Annotated in this window: 14 protein-coding genes; 1 reads left to right on the plus strand and 13 read right to left on the minus strand. The window is 45.8% G+C overall.

Annotated features, from left to right (window positions below):
* Positions 1–8 precede the first annotated feature (8 nt).
* The 6 genes from WKT17_RS12075 to tig all read right to left on the minus strand — a co-directional run bounded on the left by WKT17_RS12075 (position 9) and on the right by tig (position 8354).
* On the minus strand, positions 9–776 hold the full coding sequence (locus WKT17_RS12075; protein ID WP_173749051.1) for a PP2C family protein-serine/threonine phosphatase: 768 nt from the start codon (positions 774–776) through the stop codon (positions 9–11).
* 291 nt (positions 777–1067) lie between these two features.
* Entirely contained in the window at positions 1068–2972 is a 1905-nt protein-coding gene (gene glgB, locus WKT17_RS12080) for a 1,4-alpha-glucan branching protein GlgB (RefSeq protein ID WP_291681169.1), read from the minus strand.
* Between the two features lie 28 nt (positions 2973–3000).
* Complete coding sequence (locus tag WKT17_RS12085) at positions 3001–4365, minus strand: alpha-amylase family glycosyl hydrolase (RefSeq protein WP_291681176.1); 1365 nt, start codon at positions 4363–4365, stop codon at positions 3001–3003.
* Positions 4366–4378: 13 nt separating this feature from the next.
* Complete coding sequence (locus tag WKT17_RS12090; protein ID WP_173749049.1) at positions 4379–4960, minus strand: TetR/AcrR family transcriptional regulator; 582 nt, start codon at positions 4958–4960, stop codon at positions 4379–4381.
* 142 nt (positions 4961–5102) lie between these two features.
* The gene (locus WKT17_RS12095) at positions 5103–7205 is read right to left on the minus strand and encodes a penicillin-binding transpeptidase domain-containing protein (RefSeq protein ID WP_291681170.1); all 2103 of its coding nucleotides are present in this window, start codon (positions 7203–7205) and stop codon (positions 5103–5105) included.
* 3 nt (positions 7206–7208) lie between these two features.
* Entirely contained in the window at positions 7209–8354 is a 1146-nt protein-coding gene (tig, locus tag WKT17_RS12100; RefSeq protein WP_291681171.1) for a trigger factor, read from the minus strand.
* Between the two features lie 159 nt (positions 8355–8513).
* Here tig and WKT17_RS12105 point away from each other — a divergent pair, with 159 nt between their 5' ends.
* Positions 8514–8972, plus strand: coding sequence for a hypothetical protein (locus tag WKT17_RS12105; protein WP_173749046.1), 459 nt, complete (start codon positions 8514–8516; stop codon positions 8970–8972).
* 56 nt (positions 8973–9028) lie between these two features.
* Here WKT17_RS12105 and WKT17_RS12110 read toward each other — a convergent pair whose 3' ends face one another.
* The 7 genes from WKT17_RS12110 to ispE form a co-directional block, all read right to left on the minus strand.
* On the minus strand, positions 9029–9481 hold the full coding sequence (locus WKT17_RS12110; RefSeq protein ID WP_291681172.1) for a DUF1934 domain-containing protein: 453 nt from the start codon (positions 9479–9481) through the stop codon (positions 9029–9031).
* A 2-nt stretch (positions 9482–9483) separates the two neighbouring features.
* Positions 9484–10305 (minus strand): glutamate racemase, encoded by an 822-nt coding sequence (murI, locus tag WKT17_RS12115; protein ID WP_173749044.1) that lies wholly within the window; start codon positions 10303–10305, stop codon positions 9484–9486.
* 63 nt (positions 10306–10368) lie between these two features.
* Positions 10369–11067: a stage II sporulation protein R gene (spoIIR, locus tag WKT17_RS12120; protein WP_294542382.1), complete on the minus strand. Its 699-nt coding sequence runs from the start codon at positions 11065–11067 to the stop codon at positions 10369–10371.
* Positions 11068–11093: 26 nt separating this feature from the next.
* Complete coding sequence (locus WKT17_RS12125; protein WP_294542380.1) at positions 11094–12752, minus strand: GerAB/ArcD/ProY family transporter; 1659 nt, start codon at positions 12750–12752, stop codon at positions 11094–11096.
* 1 nt (position 12753) lies between these two features.
* Positions 12754–14247 carry a spore germination protein gene (locus tag WKT17_RS12130; RefSeq protein ID WP_173749041.1) on the minus strand — a complete coding sequence of 498 codons (1494 nt, stop codon included), beginning with the start codon at positions 14245–14247 and terminating at the stop codon, positions 12754–12756.
* 122 nt (positions 14248–14369) lie between these two features.
* Positions 14370–15029, minus strand: a complete 660-nt coding sequence (locus WKT17_RS12135; RefSeq protein ID WP_173749040.1) for a GntR family transcriptional regulator — start codon at positions 15027–15029, stop codon at positions 14370–14372.
* A 1-nt stretch (position 15030) separates the two neighbouring features.
* Positions 15031–15903, minus strand: a complete 873-nt coding sequence (gene ispE, locus WKT17_RS12140; RefSeq protein ID WP_173749039.1) for a 4-(cytidine 5'-diphospho)-2-C-methyl-D-erythritol kinase — start codon at positions 15901–15903, stop codon at positions 15031–15033.
* Between the last annotated feature and the right edge of the window lie 229 nt (positions 15904–16132).

Consider the following 16132-nt stretch of genomic DNA (forward strand, 5'->3'; position numbering starts at 1 on the left):
TCATCCCCCTAATATGCCCGAATCAAAACCACAGAAATGTTGTCATCTTCTCTTCTTGCTTTGTTTAATTCTGTGAAGTACACCGCTTTTTCTTTCATCTTCTCTTCTGTGGCCATGGACGCCGGATTTAGCCTTTCATAGAATTCCTCCGGATGAATCACACGGCGAAATCCATCTGAACACATCATGAACACGGAATTCCGCTCAAACTCACCCACATAAAAATCAGGCTCTATGACACTGCTCGCTCCCACACACTGCAGCAGCACATTTCTCTTCGGATGATTTCTGGCCTCTTCCAAAGTCATCCTCCCCAAATCCATTTCCCTCTGTACAAAAGTCTGGTCAACGGTCATCTGGGTAATTCCCTCCTTCAGATAATAGACTCTGGAATCTCCCACATTCATAATGTAATAAATGTTGTCCACAAGCAGCATGACTGCCACGGTTGTTCCCAAACTCACATTACAATTCAATCCATATTCGCTTATCTTCTGATTCTGTTCTAAAATCAGGCTTGTCCAACTGTTTCTTATGGCATCAGCTTCCATTCCCTTATAAAGAATCTCCGGAAATTCTTTGTGAAACCAACCGGAAAATGCCTTTACCAGGATAGCGCTGGCGACCTCCCCTTTTGCCAGGCCCCCCATACCGTCACAGACTGCGCCTAACAAGACCTGTCCATACTCTGTATCCGCTGTTTCCATTAACACAGAGTCCTGATTTGTACACTTTCCCACTCCCGCATCTGTGTGAACCGCTGTTAAATACTTCATTTTCACTCTCTTTTCTCTGTAGCACAAATCCATGTTTTCATAAAATAAATAAGGAATTTTTCAGACAGACCGTCTGATAAGAATCAATGCAAACTTGCAATAGAACTTGTTCTTTGTAATATCTAACGTAGCACACTCACAGATTTTTTTCAACTGGTAATTTTATCCAATTTATCTGGATTGCTAATTTTTTATAGGCTGTCGCACTAAGTGCATATCAAGAATCTTTATACATTCCTGATTGCTGTTTCGTGCGACAGCCTGTATTTTTCTCCAATTTTCCAAGGAAAATCAGAACTGGAATACAGCCACTCCATAAGCCGGCAGGGAATACGCAAAGGAAAATTCTCTTCCGTCACATTCCTTTTTCACAGCCCGATACACCACCTGTTCTTTATGGATATCTCCGCCAAACTCCGGTTCCTTGCTGTTTAGAATCAGCTTATACTGCTTTTTCTTCGGCACACCTACCCGGTAATCATCCCTTGCCACAGGGGTATAATTCAGCACGAACAACAGGTTATTTCTTCCTGTAGGAGACCAGCGGATAAAGCTGTAAATACTTCTTGAAGCGTCATCGGCATTTACCCATTCCAGTCCCTGTGGATTGTGGTCATTGGCATACAGCGCCGGATATTTTTTATACATGGTAAGAAGAGCCTTCACATAATTCTGAAGTTTCCGGTGACTTTCTTCCCCCAGCAGATACCAGTCTAACTCCCTGGCCTCACTCCATTCCTGATACTGGCCGAAGTCCTGTCCCATAAACAGCAGTTTTTTTCCCGGGTGGCCAATCATATAAGAATAGCCTGCTTTCAGGTTTTCAAACTTGTCCTGTCCCAGTCCCGGCATCTTGCTAATCATAGAGCATTTCAGATGTACCACCTCATCATGAGACAACACCAGCACATAATTTTCGCTGTAAGCATAGGACGTAGAAAAGGTCATCTTGTGATGATTATATTTGCGGAAATACGGGTCCAATTTCATGTATTCCAGGAAATCGTGCATCCAGCCCATGTTCCATTTCAGGCTGAATCCCAGGCCGCCGTCCTCCGGCTTTCCTGTCACCATAGGCCATGCCGTAGATTCCTCTGCAATCATGACGGTTCCCTTGTGTTTTCCCAGAACCACTGAATTTAAGTGCCGGAAAAATTCAATGGCCTCCAGATTCTTATTTTCCCCATACTGATTTGGCACCCACTGTCCGTTTTCTCTTCCATAGTCCAGATACAGCATAGAAGCTACTGCGTCTACCCGGAGTCCGTCAATATGGAATTCCTGAATCCAGAACAAGGCATTGGCAATGAGGAAATTCTTCACCTCATTTTTCCCATAGTCGAACACCTTGGTTCCCCAATCCGGGTGCTCTCCCTTTCTGGGGTCTGCGTATTCATAAGTCGGCATTCCGTCAAATTCTGCCAGTCCATGGGCATCTTTTGGGAAATGTGCCGGCACCCAGTCCAGAATGACACCGATTTTATGTTTATGCATATAATTCACGAAATAGCGGAAATCTTCCGGCGTTCCGTAACGGGAGGTAGGCGCATAATATCCGGTAACCTGGTATCCCCAGGAACCGTCAAAGGGGTGCTCTGCAATTCCCATAAGTTCTACATGGGTGTAGCCCATATCTTTCACATAATCGGCCAGTGCGTGAGCCAGTTCCCGGTAATTGTAAAAGCCCGGGTCCTCTTCCCGTCTGCCCGGGTGCTTTTTCCAGGAACCAGGATGCACTTCATAGATGGACATGGCGTCTTTTTGGGGGTCAAACTGCTGCCGTTTTTTCATCCATGCAGTGTCTCCCCATTTGAATCCCTCCAGATTCACAACTTTAGAGGCATTGCCCGGGCGCATTTCCGAAAAATTACCGTAAGGGTCGGATTTGTATAAGAATTCACCTTTCTGCGTAGTAATGCAGTATTTATACATATCGCCTTCCCGCACCTTAGGAATAAACAGCTGATAAATTCCCATATCATTATCGCATTTCATCACATTTACTTCCGGATTCCAGCCGTTAAAATCTCCTACAACAGAGACAGTCTTTGCATGAGGCGCCCATACAGCAAAGAAAACACCCTCTTTCTTCCTCTGCGTACCCGGATGTGCCCCCAGCAGCTTATAAATTTCATAATGTGTTCCCTGACCGAACAAGTAGCGGTCCAGCTCTGTAATCTTCATGTTGTTTCCCATAAACGCTTCCCCTTTTCATACCTTTTCTCTAAATATTGATTCCCAACAGGATACTTCCCGCTGGCTTTATCCTAAGCTGTACTCTTCCGTTCTCCACTGGAACCTTCTCTTTTGTCTCTAAATTTATGTAAACCTTATCCGCAAATGGAACCGAAATACTGACTTCTGTTTCCTGCTCATCATTATTCACAGCAACCAGAAGTGCCTGGTTGTCTGTAAACCTGGCAAACGCATACTGCCGGTTGGTCAGCAGCAATTCTCGGTATCTGCCGTAGGCCAGACACTCCCGATACGTTTTGTGCATCTCACCCAGCCATTTGAACCAATGCATAATAGGGGAATCTTTCTGCTCCTCCAGAACTTTTTCAATCTCTGCCGCAGGCCGCAAGGGATTGTCATTGCCGCCCTCTTTACGCCCCTCAATCCCCCACTCCGAGCCGTAATAAACAGACGGAATTCCCGGAAGGGTAAACAGCAGGGTATAAATGGGATAAATATGTTCTTTTACGTTTATCTTACTGATGATTCGGTCTACATCGTGGTTATCCACAAAAGAATACAATTTCATCCCCTTATAAATGCCCCCGTTTTCGTCAAATTCCCGCCGGATGGTGTGGGCAATTTCAAAGTAATTGTGGTCATTGTGTCCGGAATAAAGGCCCTTGTGCAATTCATAATTGGTAACACTGTGGAGCATACTCTGTCCGTCCCGGATATAACGGCTGTAATCTCCGTGAATCACCTCGCCCATAAGCCAGAAATCCCCTTTCTTTGCCTGCGTTCTTCTCCGCATTTCTTCCATAAAAGAGAACTCCAGACAGTCTGCACAGTCCAGACGAATACCGTCAATGTCAAACGTATCGATCCAGAAATCAATGACTCCCAACAGGTATTCCCGCACAGCCGGTTCCCATAGATTCAAGTTCACCAGTTCAAAACAGTTTCTCCAGGCTTCATAGCCAAAACCGTCATTATAAGGGCTGTTCCATCCAAAGTTTACACCCTTATACCAGCTGCAGTAAGGGGAATTTTCTCTGTTTTTCTGTATATCCTGAAAAGCAAAGAATTCTCTTCCCGTGTGATTGAACACGCCGTCTACAACAACCTTGATTCCGGCCTCATGGGCTTTCTTTACAAAGCGTTTGAAATCCTCATTGTCCCCCAGTCTGCGGTCCACTGTTTTGTAATCTCTGGTATCATAGCCATGGGTACTGGACTCAAACAGCGGTCCTATATAAATAGCTGTACATCCCATATCTGCCACATGGGGAATCCATTTGTCCAGTTCTTCAAACCGGTGCACCACCCCTTCTTCTCTGTTTTCTCTCGGTGCACCTGTCATCCCGATTGGATACATATGATAAAACACCGCTTCTTCATACCATGCCATAATAACTCCCTCCTGCCTATGAATAAATTCCGTATAAGAACTGGCGCACAATTTCATAAGTGGTTTCGTTGGATATTTCAAACTTTTCCTCTTCTGAAAGTCCATAACTTACAGTCATAATATGGTGATTCAAAATTCCTGTAAAGCCCACCGCAAACAGCCGCTGCCTTCCCCGCATATTTCCCAGCTGGGAAGATGCATTTTCAAAAATGCCGACAATAATTTTATAATAGCTTTCAATAAAAGGAGAAACAGCCTGAAAGGCCTCGTTCTCTCTACCCGAATAAAACAGCGACAGCATAAACAGGTAAAATTTCTCATGTGCAGCCGCAAAGTCAAAAAAGACTCTCGCCACCTGATATAAGACCTCCGGCAGTCCCGCCTTTGTCCTGGACGCTTCCAGCACACCGGCCTCTAATATCTGGTAGCCGGTTTCCAACAGACTTTTCAACAGTCCCAGCTTACTTCCGAAATAATAGTAGAGGGTCGGTTTGGTAACGCCTGCCCGCTCTACAATCTCCTGTACTCCCACAGCGTCATAGCCCCTGGCATGAAATAAATCCAGAGCTGCATTCAGGATTTCCGCCCTGTTGTCCATAATGGTCACCACCTTTGTACTCCGTATTCTTAAAGCCTCTGCCTTTATTATACCAATCGGTATAATAGAAATCAACTGTTCATTTTAAAAGGCCGGGATTTCTCCCGGCCTCATATAACTGCTTCTTTCATTTACTTGCTTTCTATTCTGCCAGAACCTGGTTCCAGACCTCCACGTCTTTGTTTACCACATAGCCGCTGCCGCCTCTGCCTTTCACGTCTTCTACCATGTTCAGCATCAGCACAGTTTGACCGTCCAGACCTTCTGTGTTATACACAGCGAACCAGCCCAGTTCTGTTCCGTCTTTATCCTCCTGGGATTCCTTGATTTCTGCAGTTCCTGTTTTTCCTGCAAGAGCCACGCCTGCCACCTGTGCAGCGCTGTGTCCGGTTCCCTCCGGATTGCTTACCACTTCTTTTAAGTCCTCATAAATAGTAGCCGCCGCTTCCGGTGTAAACGCATTTTCCACCCAGTAAGAAGGGTTCTTGCCTTCCTGGTATTCCAGATAAGGCGAAATCATATTTCCCTCATTAAAAAATGCCGAATAGATACAAGCCAGATGAAGGGGATTTACCAGCACCTGACCCTGTCCATAGCCGCTGTCCGCCAGCTGCACCTCTGTCTCAAAAGTATCCCCGTTGGAATACTGAGAGGATGTCATGCCGATATCGAAAGGAATATCCTGTCCGAATCCCAGTTTATCCAGCTGTTTTGCAAAGGTATCTGCCCCGATTTTCAGAGCCGCCTTGGCAAAATAAATATTATCCGAATAAATCAGTGCATTTTTCAGCACCGCGCCATTGTATTCGTGCAGGGTTGTCACCTTATAATTTCCCCAGCTTTCATCTTTCTGCCAGGATAATCCGCTGGCGCCGAAATCTTCCTCTGCCGTAAACGCCCCGGTGGTAAGTCCCACGGCTCCTGTCACCGGTTTAAAAGAGGAACCCGGCGCCCAGGTTTCCCTGACCCTGTTGTACATAGGTTTGTCCGGATTGTTGTTCAGTTCATCCCATTTCGTCTGAGAAATGCCCAGCACAAAATCCATGCTGTTAAAAGATGGCGTGGAAACCAAGGCCAGCACCTCGCCGGACTTGGGATTCATAACCACGGAACAGCTTTTGTCCTCTTTGTATGCGTCATACAGCTTCTGCTGCCACTGAATGTCAATGGTCAGATGGATTTCCTCGCCATCTTCGGCCGGTTTCATAGCCAGAGCCGTCTTCTCATTCCCCTGAGAATCCAGAATGGAAATTTTGTACCCCTCTTTTGCTCTCAAACGGTCCTCATAGAGTTTTTCCAGACCGCTCTTGCCAACGACACTCTGTTCATCATAGCCTTTGTCTTTCATCTCTTCCAGTTCTTCTGCATTAATCTGCTGCACATACCCCAACAGATGGGACGTGCTTTCCCCGTAAGGATACACTCTGCTTTCCGCCTCTGTAATCAATACGCCCGGATACTCCAGCAGCTTATCCTGTATACTGGCGCCTGTGGCAATTCCTTCCGGACTGATGTAAGGCTCGTCAAGCTGGGTTTGTGTCATTTCCTTTAACGGCACAAAGCTGTCTTCTTTCACCCAGGAAGCTGCAAGCTGCGTTTCTATATTTTCCTGCGTCGTGCCCAAAATAGCGGCAATTCCCTGGATATCTTCCTCTGCCTGCACATTCATTTTCCCCGGCACCAGACCAACTGACTGCACCGTTCCCTGTCCGGCCAGAAGTACGCCATTGCGGTCATAAATACTGCCCCGCTTTGCTTCCAGGGAAGTCACACTGACTTTATCCTCTTTTCCCAAATCCGGGAAAATCATGGAATCGTCCCATACAATACGCCATGTTCCCTTTTCTTTTTCAAAAAAGGTATTTCCGTCATAAGTCACTTCCCCAGCCAGGGTTTCCATAGTAACGCGATAGGATAAAGGCTGGCTGGTGTCCTGTTCTTCTGCAATGTCCAGCGTAATATCTTTTGCCTCAATACCTTCGTAAATATTCTTGTTTCTGGTGATAAAATCCTCTTTGTGCACACTTTCCTGTGAAGCCGTATCCAGAAGGTCATACATTTTTTCGTATTCCTTCTTTTCAATCAGCCCCATATACTCTTCCAAAACTGCATCTCTTGTATCCGAAAAAACGTTTCTGTACAGAACAAGACCCGCCACAAGAGCCGCCAGTACGGCAACTCCCCCGATTTCCAGTATCAGCAGGTGTCTTTTCTTTCTGACCTTTGAACCCTTTTTCTTTGCCATAGATTACTCATCTCCTGTTTCTGCTTCCTTTACATTTACAGTAGCCGTTTCCATCAGAACATCACACGCACGATTCCAAAGTACACTTTCCTTAATTACACTCTGGTCAGAATAATAACTCTGCATGGTTTTGGCATCCGGAAAACCGCTGAGTTGTGCAAATTTTTCCACTTCTTCCTCATAGTCTTTTTCCGTCATTTCAATGCCTTCTGCATTGAGGATCCCCTGCACCACCAGATTCTGTTTCAGATAATTCTGTGCCTGCTCAGTCAGGGCTTTGTCCTCATCTTCCTCAGAAATACCCTGCTGTTTGATGTAATCGTCCAGACTGATGCCAACCTGGGCCTGATACATGGAATCCAACTGCTCTCTCACTTTCTCTTTTGTGTCCTTCAACAAATCTTCCGGATAGTCTTTAAACTCTGTGTCGTCCACAACAAGGGAGAACAAGTCGGATTTCACCTGACTTTCATAATCTGCATCTGCACTCTTCTGCATCAGTTCCTTCTGGGCTGCCTTATATTCTTCCACAGTCTTATAATCCGTGTTTGCCGCCACCCATTCGTCGGTCAGTTCCGGGGCCTGGGAAATTTTATTGATTTTTACCTTAAACTGTACGGCTTTTCCCTGCATTTCCTCGTTTTGATAATCCTCTGGGAAATTCAAATCCAGAGTAACTTCTTCGCCCTTTTTGTGTCCGATAAGCCCATCCTCAAAACCGCTGATAAAAGAGCCGGAACCAATCAGCAAGTCGTCTCCGGTTGCAGAACCGCCTTCAAACTCTTCGCCGTCCATATAGCCGGTATAGTCGATATTTACCGTGTCTTCCTTCTGTACCGCTCTGTCCTCCGTAACTTCCACCTGTTCATACTGGTTCAGCAGCATATAATGAATGCTGGAATCCACATCTTCGTCCGAGATTTCTGTCTTGGGACTCTCCTCCACGGTCAGATTCTTGTATTCTCCTAATGTGATATAGTCTTCCAGATTTTCCACATCTACAGCCACTACTTTTCCGTCGTCATTTGTCAGAACAAATTCTTCTGCTGTCTCTTCTTTCTTGTCTGTATCGGCCTTTTTGTCTCCACAACCGGCTGCCATTCCCAGAATACCAAGGGTAAGCAGAAGGATTACCATTTTTTTCTTCATATTTATATTTTCCTCTCTGTTCTGTTTCTCTCTACAAAAGCAATTATGCCACAAAGTCCCTGCGTGCGTCAACTTTTCAGTTGCCTTTTCCCTGAAAGAATGATAGAATAATTAAAGTGTGAATTTATTGAAATAGAAACAGTAGGAGGGTCAACGCAAATGGCTGGAACAATATTGCTGATTATTTTAATCATTTTAGTCATTGGGCTTGTTGTTCTATATTTTCTGGGAAAGAAAGCACAGAAGAAACAGGAAGCACAGCAGGAACAGATGGAGGCGGCAAAGCAGACAATCTCTATGCTGATTATCGACAAAAAGCGGCTGCCTATTAAACAATCCGGTCTTCCGCAGATGGTCATTGACCAGACGCCGAAGCTGATGAGACGTTCCAAATTGCCGATTGTAAAGGCGAAAATCGGACCAAAGATTATGACTTTAGTTGCAGACGAGTCTATTTATGATTTAATTCCTGTAAAGAAAGAAGTCAAGGCAGATGTAAGCGGTATTTACATCATTGGCGTCAGAGGCCTGCGCGGCGCACTGACACCGCCGGCTAAGAAAAAAGGCTGGTTTGCCCGCATGAAGGACAAAGCTGTGAATATGAGCAAAGGCAAATAATAAAAAATATCCCACCAAACCGGAGCAAACTTTCATCTGGTTTGGTGGGATATTTTTTAATTCCCGCAAAGCGAAAACTCTCCCGCGTCCTTTTGTCTCACATTCACACAAATCCGGCAGTCCGCCGCATGCTCTGCATTAATTTCCAATGCATAATCAATAGAAATATCCAGACTTTTTTCCTGTTCTTTCACATCAATCTTTGTGGCAGCAATGCCCATCTGCAGATTTCCGAATGGTGTGGCATAATAGGTAAGATTCTTCTTGTTTTCTTCAAAAATCATCTGCACATTGGTCAGTCCCTTTTTCTTAACCTCTACACTGTTGTCTGATACTTTTATACTGTTTCGCGTACTTTCCGTAAAGCCTTCTACTACTTCATCAAAGAAAATGTAATGATGTCCGTTCTTGTAGTAATAATCTCCTCTGGATACCATTTCTACTTCTTCCGGTTCTCCTGCCTCTATGCTCTGCAGTCCCTTTACCGTAACCAACACATCTTTTGTCATGATTAATACTCCTCAATATTTATCTGCTTTGTCATTTTTACATCATAAGGCAGAATGGAATTGGCAAATTCCTGAAAATACGCTTCTTCATCGCTTACAAAGAAACGATAAGGAAATTCTTCCTCTGCCCGTCCTTCATTTTCCAGTCCCTTTTCCTCTAAAAGCCGTCCCAGTTCTCTGGCTGTTTCATACGCAGGATTTACCAGCGTTACCTTATCTCCTACCAGACCCCTTAACATGGAACGCAGAAGGGGATAATGGGTACAGCCCAAAATCAGGGTATCAATATCCTGCTCCAGCAAAGGCTTCAAATACCGTCTGGCTACCTCTATGGTCACGGAATCTTTCAGCCACCCCTCCTCTACCAGAGGCACAAACAGGGGACATGCCTGACCAATAACCTGAATCTGCGGATCTGTCTTCTGAATCATGGTACGATATAAATCGGACTTCACTGTTGCCCGGGTGCCGATAAGTCCGATTTTCTTATTTCTTGTGGTTTTCGCTGCTACTCTGGCTCCCGGCTCTACCACCCCCAGCATGGGAATATCTGTTTCCTGCTGAATAGTTTCCAGTGCCAATGCACTTGCGGTATTACACGCTACTACAATGGCTTTTACTTCCTGTGTCTTTAAAAAACGGACAATCTGCCTGGAATAGCGGATAACCGTCTCCCTGGACTTGCTGCCGTAAGGTACTCTTGCCGTATCTCCGAAATATACAATTCTTTCGTGGGGAAGATTTCGCATAATCTCCCTTGCCACTGTTAATCCGCCCACACCGGAGTCGAAAACACCAATGGGCGCATCTTTTCTCTGATTCATAGGATACCTCTTACCTGTCATTTTCTCGTTTAGTTTCCATTGTACCCTTTACAGAGACAGATTTCAAGATGAAAACCACCGAAATCCAATGCGCACCTTTTCTTTTTTCTCCGGGTCTTTTAAAATTTCCAGGAATTCTTCCTCTGTCAGCACGTCCTTCAGCTCTTCCTTCTTATCTTCTGTTACCACACCGTAAGTCTCATCAATAAAGCAAAGAGACGGATACAGCATACACCACCAGTTATGCCCCTGAGCCTTTCCAAGCCGCAGATTCAAAGCTTCATATTCTCCGGCAGGAAAGGTACAGTCCCCATAAGTTTTCTCCGGAAACCAGGTTTTCTCCACCACAGCCTGGGCCTCATAATCAAAGCCCTCACGGTTCATCACCTTCTCTGCTCTGTCTTCTATTTCCGGCAAATGGGTCAGAACTGCTTCTTTTGTCTTTTCCAGATTCGTCTCCTCCGGAAGCAATTCCTCCAGATATTCCGTAATTTCTGTTTTTACCTTTAATTTTACTTCCTGGTCTTCCTCCCGGTCGCTGTTGGCCACCACATGAAAGCGGAACACCTCTCCTGCAATGCCCTGCTGAATTTCCCGCTCCAACCGCTGGCGTATTTCTCTGTTTTCCCGTTTTAAGTGCACCAGGTAAATTCCCGTCAGAAACAACACACCCGCCAGACTAACCAACACTGCATTCAGCACGGCTTTCCGGTTTGCCAGTCTGTCTGTCCATCTATCTTTCCAGTCTTTTTTCCCGTCCATGTTCTATGTACCTCCCGGTTTTGATTTCACCAGGAGTATTGACGGATTTGCGGCCTTTTATTCACCACCTCTGCAATGGGGAGCCGGGGGAATTCCTCTTCTCTGTGCCATGCATTATACAAATCCTGTAAAGTAACTGCATCCTTTGGTTTTCCCTCCAGATTGTTTTCCAGAATTCCTGTAAGATATTCACCCACGGAATCTGTGTTCTGACTATCCAGACTCATCAGCTCTTCCGGCTTGTCACAGGCAAAGACGTAAAGATTTCCCGCCACAGCCGGTTTTTCTTCCAAATACTGCAAAAATTCCTCCAACGCTTCCTTCTCCTGCAGAATCCCTTTCCCCAGAATCAGCACTTTCAAATGTCCCATGTCCAGATAGTTTTCCTGATTTTTATTAAAATTTTTCTCTGCTTCTTTTGGCTCTTTTCCCTTATAGGCAACTGCCTGTGCCTGACTGTCCTCTGTGGATTTCTTATCCTGCCCGGTTATCTGGGTAAGACCGGGAATTCCGTAAATAAGTTCATACTGTCCCTTTTGATAATCTGCACTTATGGCAAGGGGAAACACCCTGCTTTCCAGAGAGACACCACAGGCAGTCAGGGGCAAAAAGATAAGGGCCAGCAAGGCAGCCAGCGCTTTCTTCTTCCGGGCGGAACCTGCACCGAACAAAAGCAGGAGCAGAAACAGAGGGCCGTAAATTCCGGCTGTCACATTCCAAAAAAAGTCCGGAGAAACTTCTTCTTTCTGACATACCAGAGCGGCAAAAACAATGCCTCCTGCTGCAATCCATGCCGTCTTTTCCATTTTTACCCGTACCAGCAGTTCATGATTATAGAAAAATACACTGCCCAAAGCGAAAAGTACGCTGAACAGTACAGCTGCCAGCCAGAAAATATCCACTCTCTCCAGAAAGTCACCAGGTATACGGATACCGGACATAAAATCAATCACCGGATACTCCTTATGCTCATATCCCCCCAGTCCAAAACTGCCCTGCAAAAGCAGAAGTCCCAGTATCTGCAGGCCTGTAATTATCATGACTGCACTGCCCATAACCCGTCCGGTCTCCCCCGTTTTTTTCACATTTCCCAAAGCCACCGGCAAAAAAACAAAAGGCAGAAACAGACAGCACACCTCATACGTTCCTTTCAGCCAGCCTTTCAGACTCAAAGGTCCCATTTCTCTTAAATACTCCGGTTTCATGCGGAGAATTCCCAAAAGCAGCATCCCCACTAAAATGACCATAACAACGGGAAAACACACTTCTGCCATTCTCCCCCGCCTCTCCAGCCCCTGATGACTTCCCAGATACGCTGCGGCCCCGGCCAGTCCAATCACAACCCAGGGTACGCTCCCTTCTATAAGAAAACGATCCGTAATCCGGGCAATCAGAAGCAGAAGATACACCCCTGCAAACCACATCCAGGACAAATACAGAAGAATAAAAATACGACCTGCTGTTTTCCCCATATACTGCAGAGGGCTGCGAAAGACGGTCTTAAGACGGATAAAATAAATGCATAAAAACAAATACAGAACCATACCCCCAAGAAGGGAGAGCATTCCCTGTCTTCCCCTTAATTCCCCGCAAACCGGAACTGTCAGAAAATAAATTCCCGAAAGTCCTAAAAGAATCTGTCTGAAAAGCTGTCTGTGGGAAATCTGCGCATTGTCTGCAAACATCTCATTTTCCCCCTTTCTCCATGCGAAGCCGTACCTTCTGATTTCTCTGTGCGTAAAGGGGCCTTCTGGTCAAAAAGCGGAAAGGCGCACGAATCACGCTGTCTCCTTCTCCTCTGTATCCTGCCTTTGTCTGTGCTGCAAAAGGCGTCAGATACGGAATTCCAAAGCTTTTTAACCCGGCCAGATGACTGGCAGTAAGATACAGCCCCAGAAGGATTCCAAACACTCCCAGCATTCCTCCCAGCAAAATAAAGCCAAACTTCAAAAGTCTGAATGGCGCAGAAAATTCCTCGTTGGGAATAGCCAGAGAACAAAGCGCCGTCACAGCCACCACGACCACTACAATGGGGCTGACCAGATTAGCCTCCACTGCCGCCTGCCCCACAATCAGACCGCCGACAATGCCAATGGTTCCTCCCAGAGGACCCGGCATACGCACCCCCGCCTCACGAATGGTCTCAAAAGCAATTTCCATAAACAAAATTTCCAGTACACCGGGAAAGGGAACTCCCTGCCGCGCCTCTGAAAAAGACAGAATCAGGCTGGCTGGCAGCACCTGAGTATGAAAATTCGTCACAGCCAGATAAGTGCCGGAAAACAGCAGGGTAAAAAACACTGCCGCATACCGGATAAGCCGCTGCAGAGATACGATTTCAAAGCGGTTATAATGGTCTTCGCTGACCTGCAGGAAATCGCCAAACGCCGCCGGAAGCAGCATACCAATAGGGGAATGGTCGCACAAGAGCAGAATCCTTCCGTTTAAAATTTCAGCTGCACACTTATCCGGCCGCTCTGTGGTTTGAAACTGAGGAAAAGGCGAAATCCAGCTTTCCTCAGTAAGCTGCTCAATCACTCCGGAATCCAGCACACCGTCAATGACAAAAGAGTCCAGCCTGTCTTCTATATCCTGCAGAAGTTCCGGCCGCACCAAGTCCTCCATGTACAAAAGCTGCACCAAAGTCTGACTTCTTTCCCCAAGTGTTTTCTGTTTCACCTTTAACCTGGTATCCCGAATCCGTTTCCTTACCAGGGCGGAATTCGTCTTCACCGCATCTGTAAACCCTTCCTTAGAGCCCCTTAAAACTTTTTCTCTGGAAGCCTCTGCCACAGACAGGTTGGGATACCCCTTGCTGGATACCTTGATAGCTCTGGCATACCCGTCCAGAAAGAAAACCGCATTACCTGCCAGCATAGAAGCAAACGCCGCGTCCATGGTATCCAATGGCTGTACGTCAGAAATTCCCATTCCATTATCCTTCACAAACTGCAGAATCTCCTCCGCGGGCATTTCCCACATATGGTTCACCAGTTTTCCAATGACGGAATCTTCCAGCATCATGTTGCTGACAGCCACTTCTATATAAACCACCAGACACCTGATTTTTTTCTCCTCTCCCAAAATCATGGGACGTATAATACAGTCGTCACAATTGTACAGCCTGCTTCTGACGTAGGTTTCATTTTCTTCTATATGAGTAGAAATCTTGCAGTCCATGCCCTTCCTCCTGAATATCATATTCTGTCGAATTTTTAAGCAACAAAAAAGAGAGGCTTTCACCTCCCTTTTAGTATCCCGCAATCTTTCTATTCTATTCCTGCCTGTCTCTCTGTCTATTCCTAATTCAGGCTGCGGATAATGGCTTTCTGCTGGTTGTCGATATGCACTTTGATGTAGTCCAGAGCCTTTTTCTCGTCCCGTGCTCTTAAAGCCTCACAGATAGAACGGTGCTCCTCTGCCAGGGTTCTTCTTACTGCAATATCCTTCAGGTATTCCATGCGGTAACGATACATCTGTTCCCGCAGGTTATTCAAAAGCTGCACCAGTCTTTTATTATTTGTGGCATTGTAAATAGTGTCGTGAAATTCCACATCCACTTCCGCCAGTTCTGTCAGATTTCCTTCCTCAATCAGATTCTGAAACCGGCTCTCAATTTCTTCCAGTTTCTCCATCTCTTCTCTGGTAATCCGCTCGCAGGCAAGAGAGATAGCAAGCACCTCCATGCCTTTACGCACCTCCAGCACATCATTTAAATCCCGTTCTGTAATGGACGCCACTTTCGCCCCTTTTCTGGGTGCCATAACCACCAGCCCCTCCAGTTCCAGCTTACGAATGGCCTCCCGAATTGGGGTGCGGCTGACACCCAACTGGTCTGCCAGGGTAATTTCCATCAGCCTTTCCCCCGGCTTTAATTCGCCTTTTAAAATCGCTCTTCGCAGTGTATTAAAGACAACATCCCGCAAAGGGAGATATTCGTCCATATGCATTTCCAATTCCATTTTATTTCCTCCTTCCGCCGTTATTAAACACTGTTGTCAGAAAAACAGTTCGTGCAAGATGGCTTTCTCTTAATGCCTCGCAGGCATGCTCCGCCAGTTTCTTATCATCAAACAGACCAAACACTGTAGGACCGCTTCCGCTCATCATGGCATTTAAAGCTCCATGGTCTTTCATATGGTTTTTAATTTCCTCTATGACAGGATAATGGGGAATGGTAACCGTTTCCAGTACATTTCCCATGAGGTCAGCGATTTTATTCAGATTGTGCCACTGAATTGCTTCCAGCATTTCGTCAATAGGCGGATGATATTCCAGCTGGTTTGCATGAAGATTTTCATAGACAAATTTAGTTGATACGCTAATGCCCGGCTTTCCGATTAAAACGTAGCAGTCCGGACAGGCCGGAAGCGCCCTTAATTTATCTCCGATTCCTTCTGCCAGTGCAGTTCCTCTTAACAGACAATACGGTACGTCTGCCCCGATTTTTACGCCTCGCTCCATTAATTCCTTTACAGACAGCCCCAGATGAAACAGACGGTTGACCCCAATCATAGCCGCCGCTGCATCGGAACTTCCTCCTGCCATACCTGCCGCTACAGGAATAAACTTCTGCAAATCTACGGTAAGTCCCTCTTGAATGTCAAACTCATCCATCAAAAGCTTTGCCGCCTTGTGCACCAGATTGTTTTCGTTTACCGGCACAAAAGGCAGGTTTGTGGTAATCTTGATGCCAGGTTTCCGGCTGATTTCCATATCTAACTGGTCATACATATTAATAGTCTGCATAATCATGCGCAGTTCGTGGTATCCGTCTTCTCTTCTGCGCAGAACGTCCAGACCAAGATTAATCTTTGCAAGTGCTCTCAGTCTCATGTGTGTTCCTCCCGCAATCTTGTATTTCGTATACAATATGCTGAAGCAAAATAACGATATTGTATATTGTATCCGTTTTAGTACACTCTATTCTATCTGAAAAAGTGGAAATTTTCAACTGGTAATGGGGAAATAATGCAGAGAGTACGGAAGATAGCATAAAAAATCTCACCACCATTTGTTTCCGTAGTGGCGAGATTTCATTTTTAACTCGTTATGTTATGGCAGT

Source organism: Blautia sp. HCN-20427 (genome assembly GCF_037890365.1).
Taxonomy (GTDB): Bacteria; Bacillota; Clostridia; order Lachnospirales; family Lachnospiraceae; genus Blautia.

Coding starts and splice junctions, on each gene's coding strand:
- WKT17_RS12075 (WP_173749051.1), bottom strand. CDS start 776: ATGAAGTATTTAACAGCGGTTCACACAGATGCGGGAGTGGGAAAGTGT.
- glgB (WP_291681169.1), bottom strand. CDS start 2,972: ATGGGAAACAACATGAAGATTACAGAGCTGGACCGCTACTTGTTCGGT.
- WKT17_RS12090 (WP_173749049.1), bottom strand. CDS start 4,960: ATGGACAACAGGGCGGAAATCCTGAATGCAGCTCTGGATTTATTTCAT.
- WKT17_RS12095 (WP_291681170.1), bottom strand. CDS start 7,205: ATGGCAAAGAAAAAGGGTTCAAAGGTCAGAAAGAAAAGACACCTGCTG.
- tig (WP_291681171.1), bottom strand. CDS start 8,354: ATGAAGAAAAAAATGGTAATCCTTCTGCTTACCCTTGGTATTCTGGGA.
- WKT17_RS12105 (WP_173749046.1), top strand. CDS start 8,514: ATGGCTGGAACAATATTGCTGATTATTTTAATCATTTTAGTCATTGGG.
- WKT17_RS12110 (WP_291681172.1), bottom strand. CDS start 9,481: ATGACAAAAGATGTGTTGGTTACGGTAAAGGGACTGCAGAGCATAGAG.
- murI (WP_173749044.1), bottom strand. CDS start 10,305: ATGAATCAGAGAAAAGATGCGCCCATTGGTGTTTTCGACTCCGGTGTG.
- spoIIR (WP_294542382.1), bottom strand. CDS start 11,067: ATGGACGGGAAAAAAGACTGGAAAGATAGATGGACAGACAGACTGGCA.
- WKT17_RS12125 (WP_294542380.1), bottom strand. CDS start 12,752: ATGTTTGCAGACAATGCGCAGATTTCCCACAGACAGCTTTTCAGACAG.
- WKT17_RS12130 (WP_173749041.1), bottom strand. CDS start 14,247: ATGGACTGCAAGATTTCTACTCATATAGAAGAAAATGAAACCTACGTC.
- WKT17_RS12135 (WP_173749040.1), bottom strand. CDS start 15,029: ATGGAATTGGAAATGCATATGGACGAATATCTCCCTTTGCGGGATGTT.
- ispE (WP_173749039.1), bottom strand. CDS start 15,903: ATGAGACTGAGAGCACTTGCAAAGATTAATCTTGGTCTGGACGTTCTG.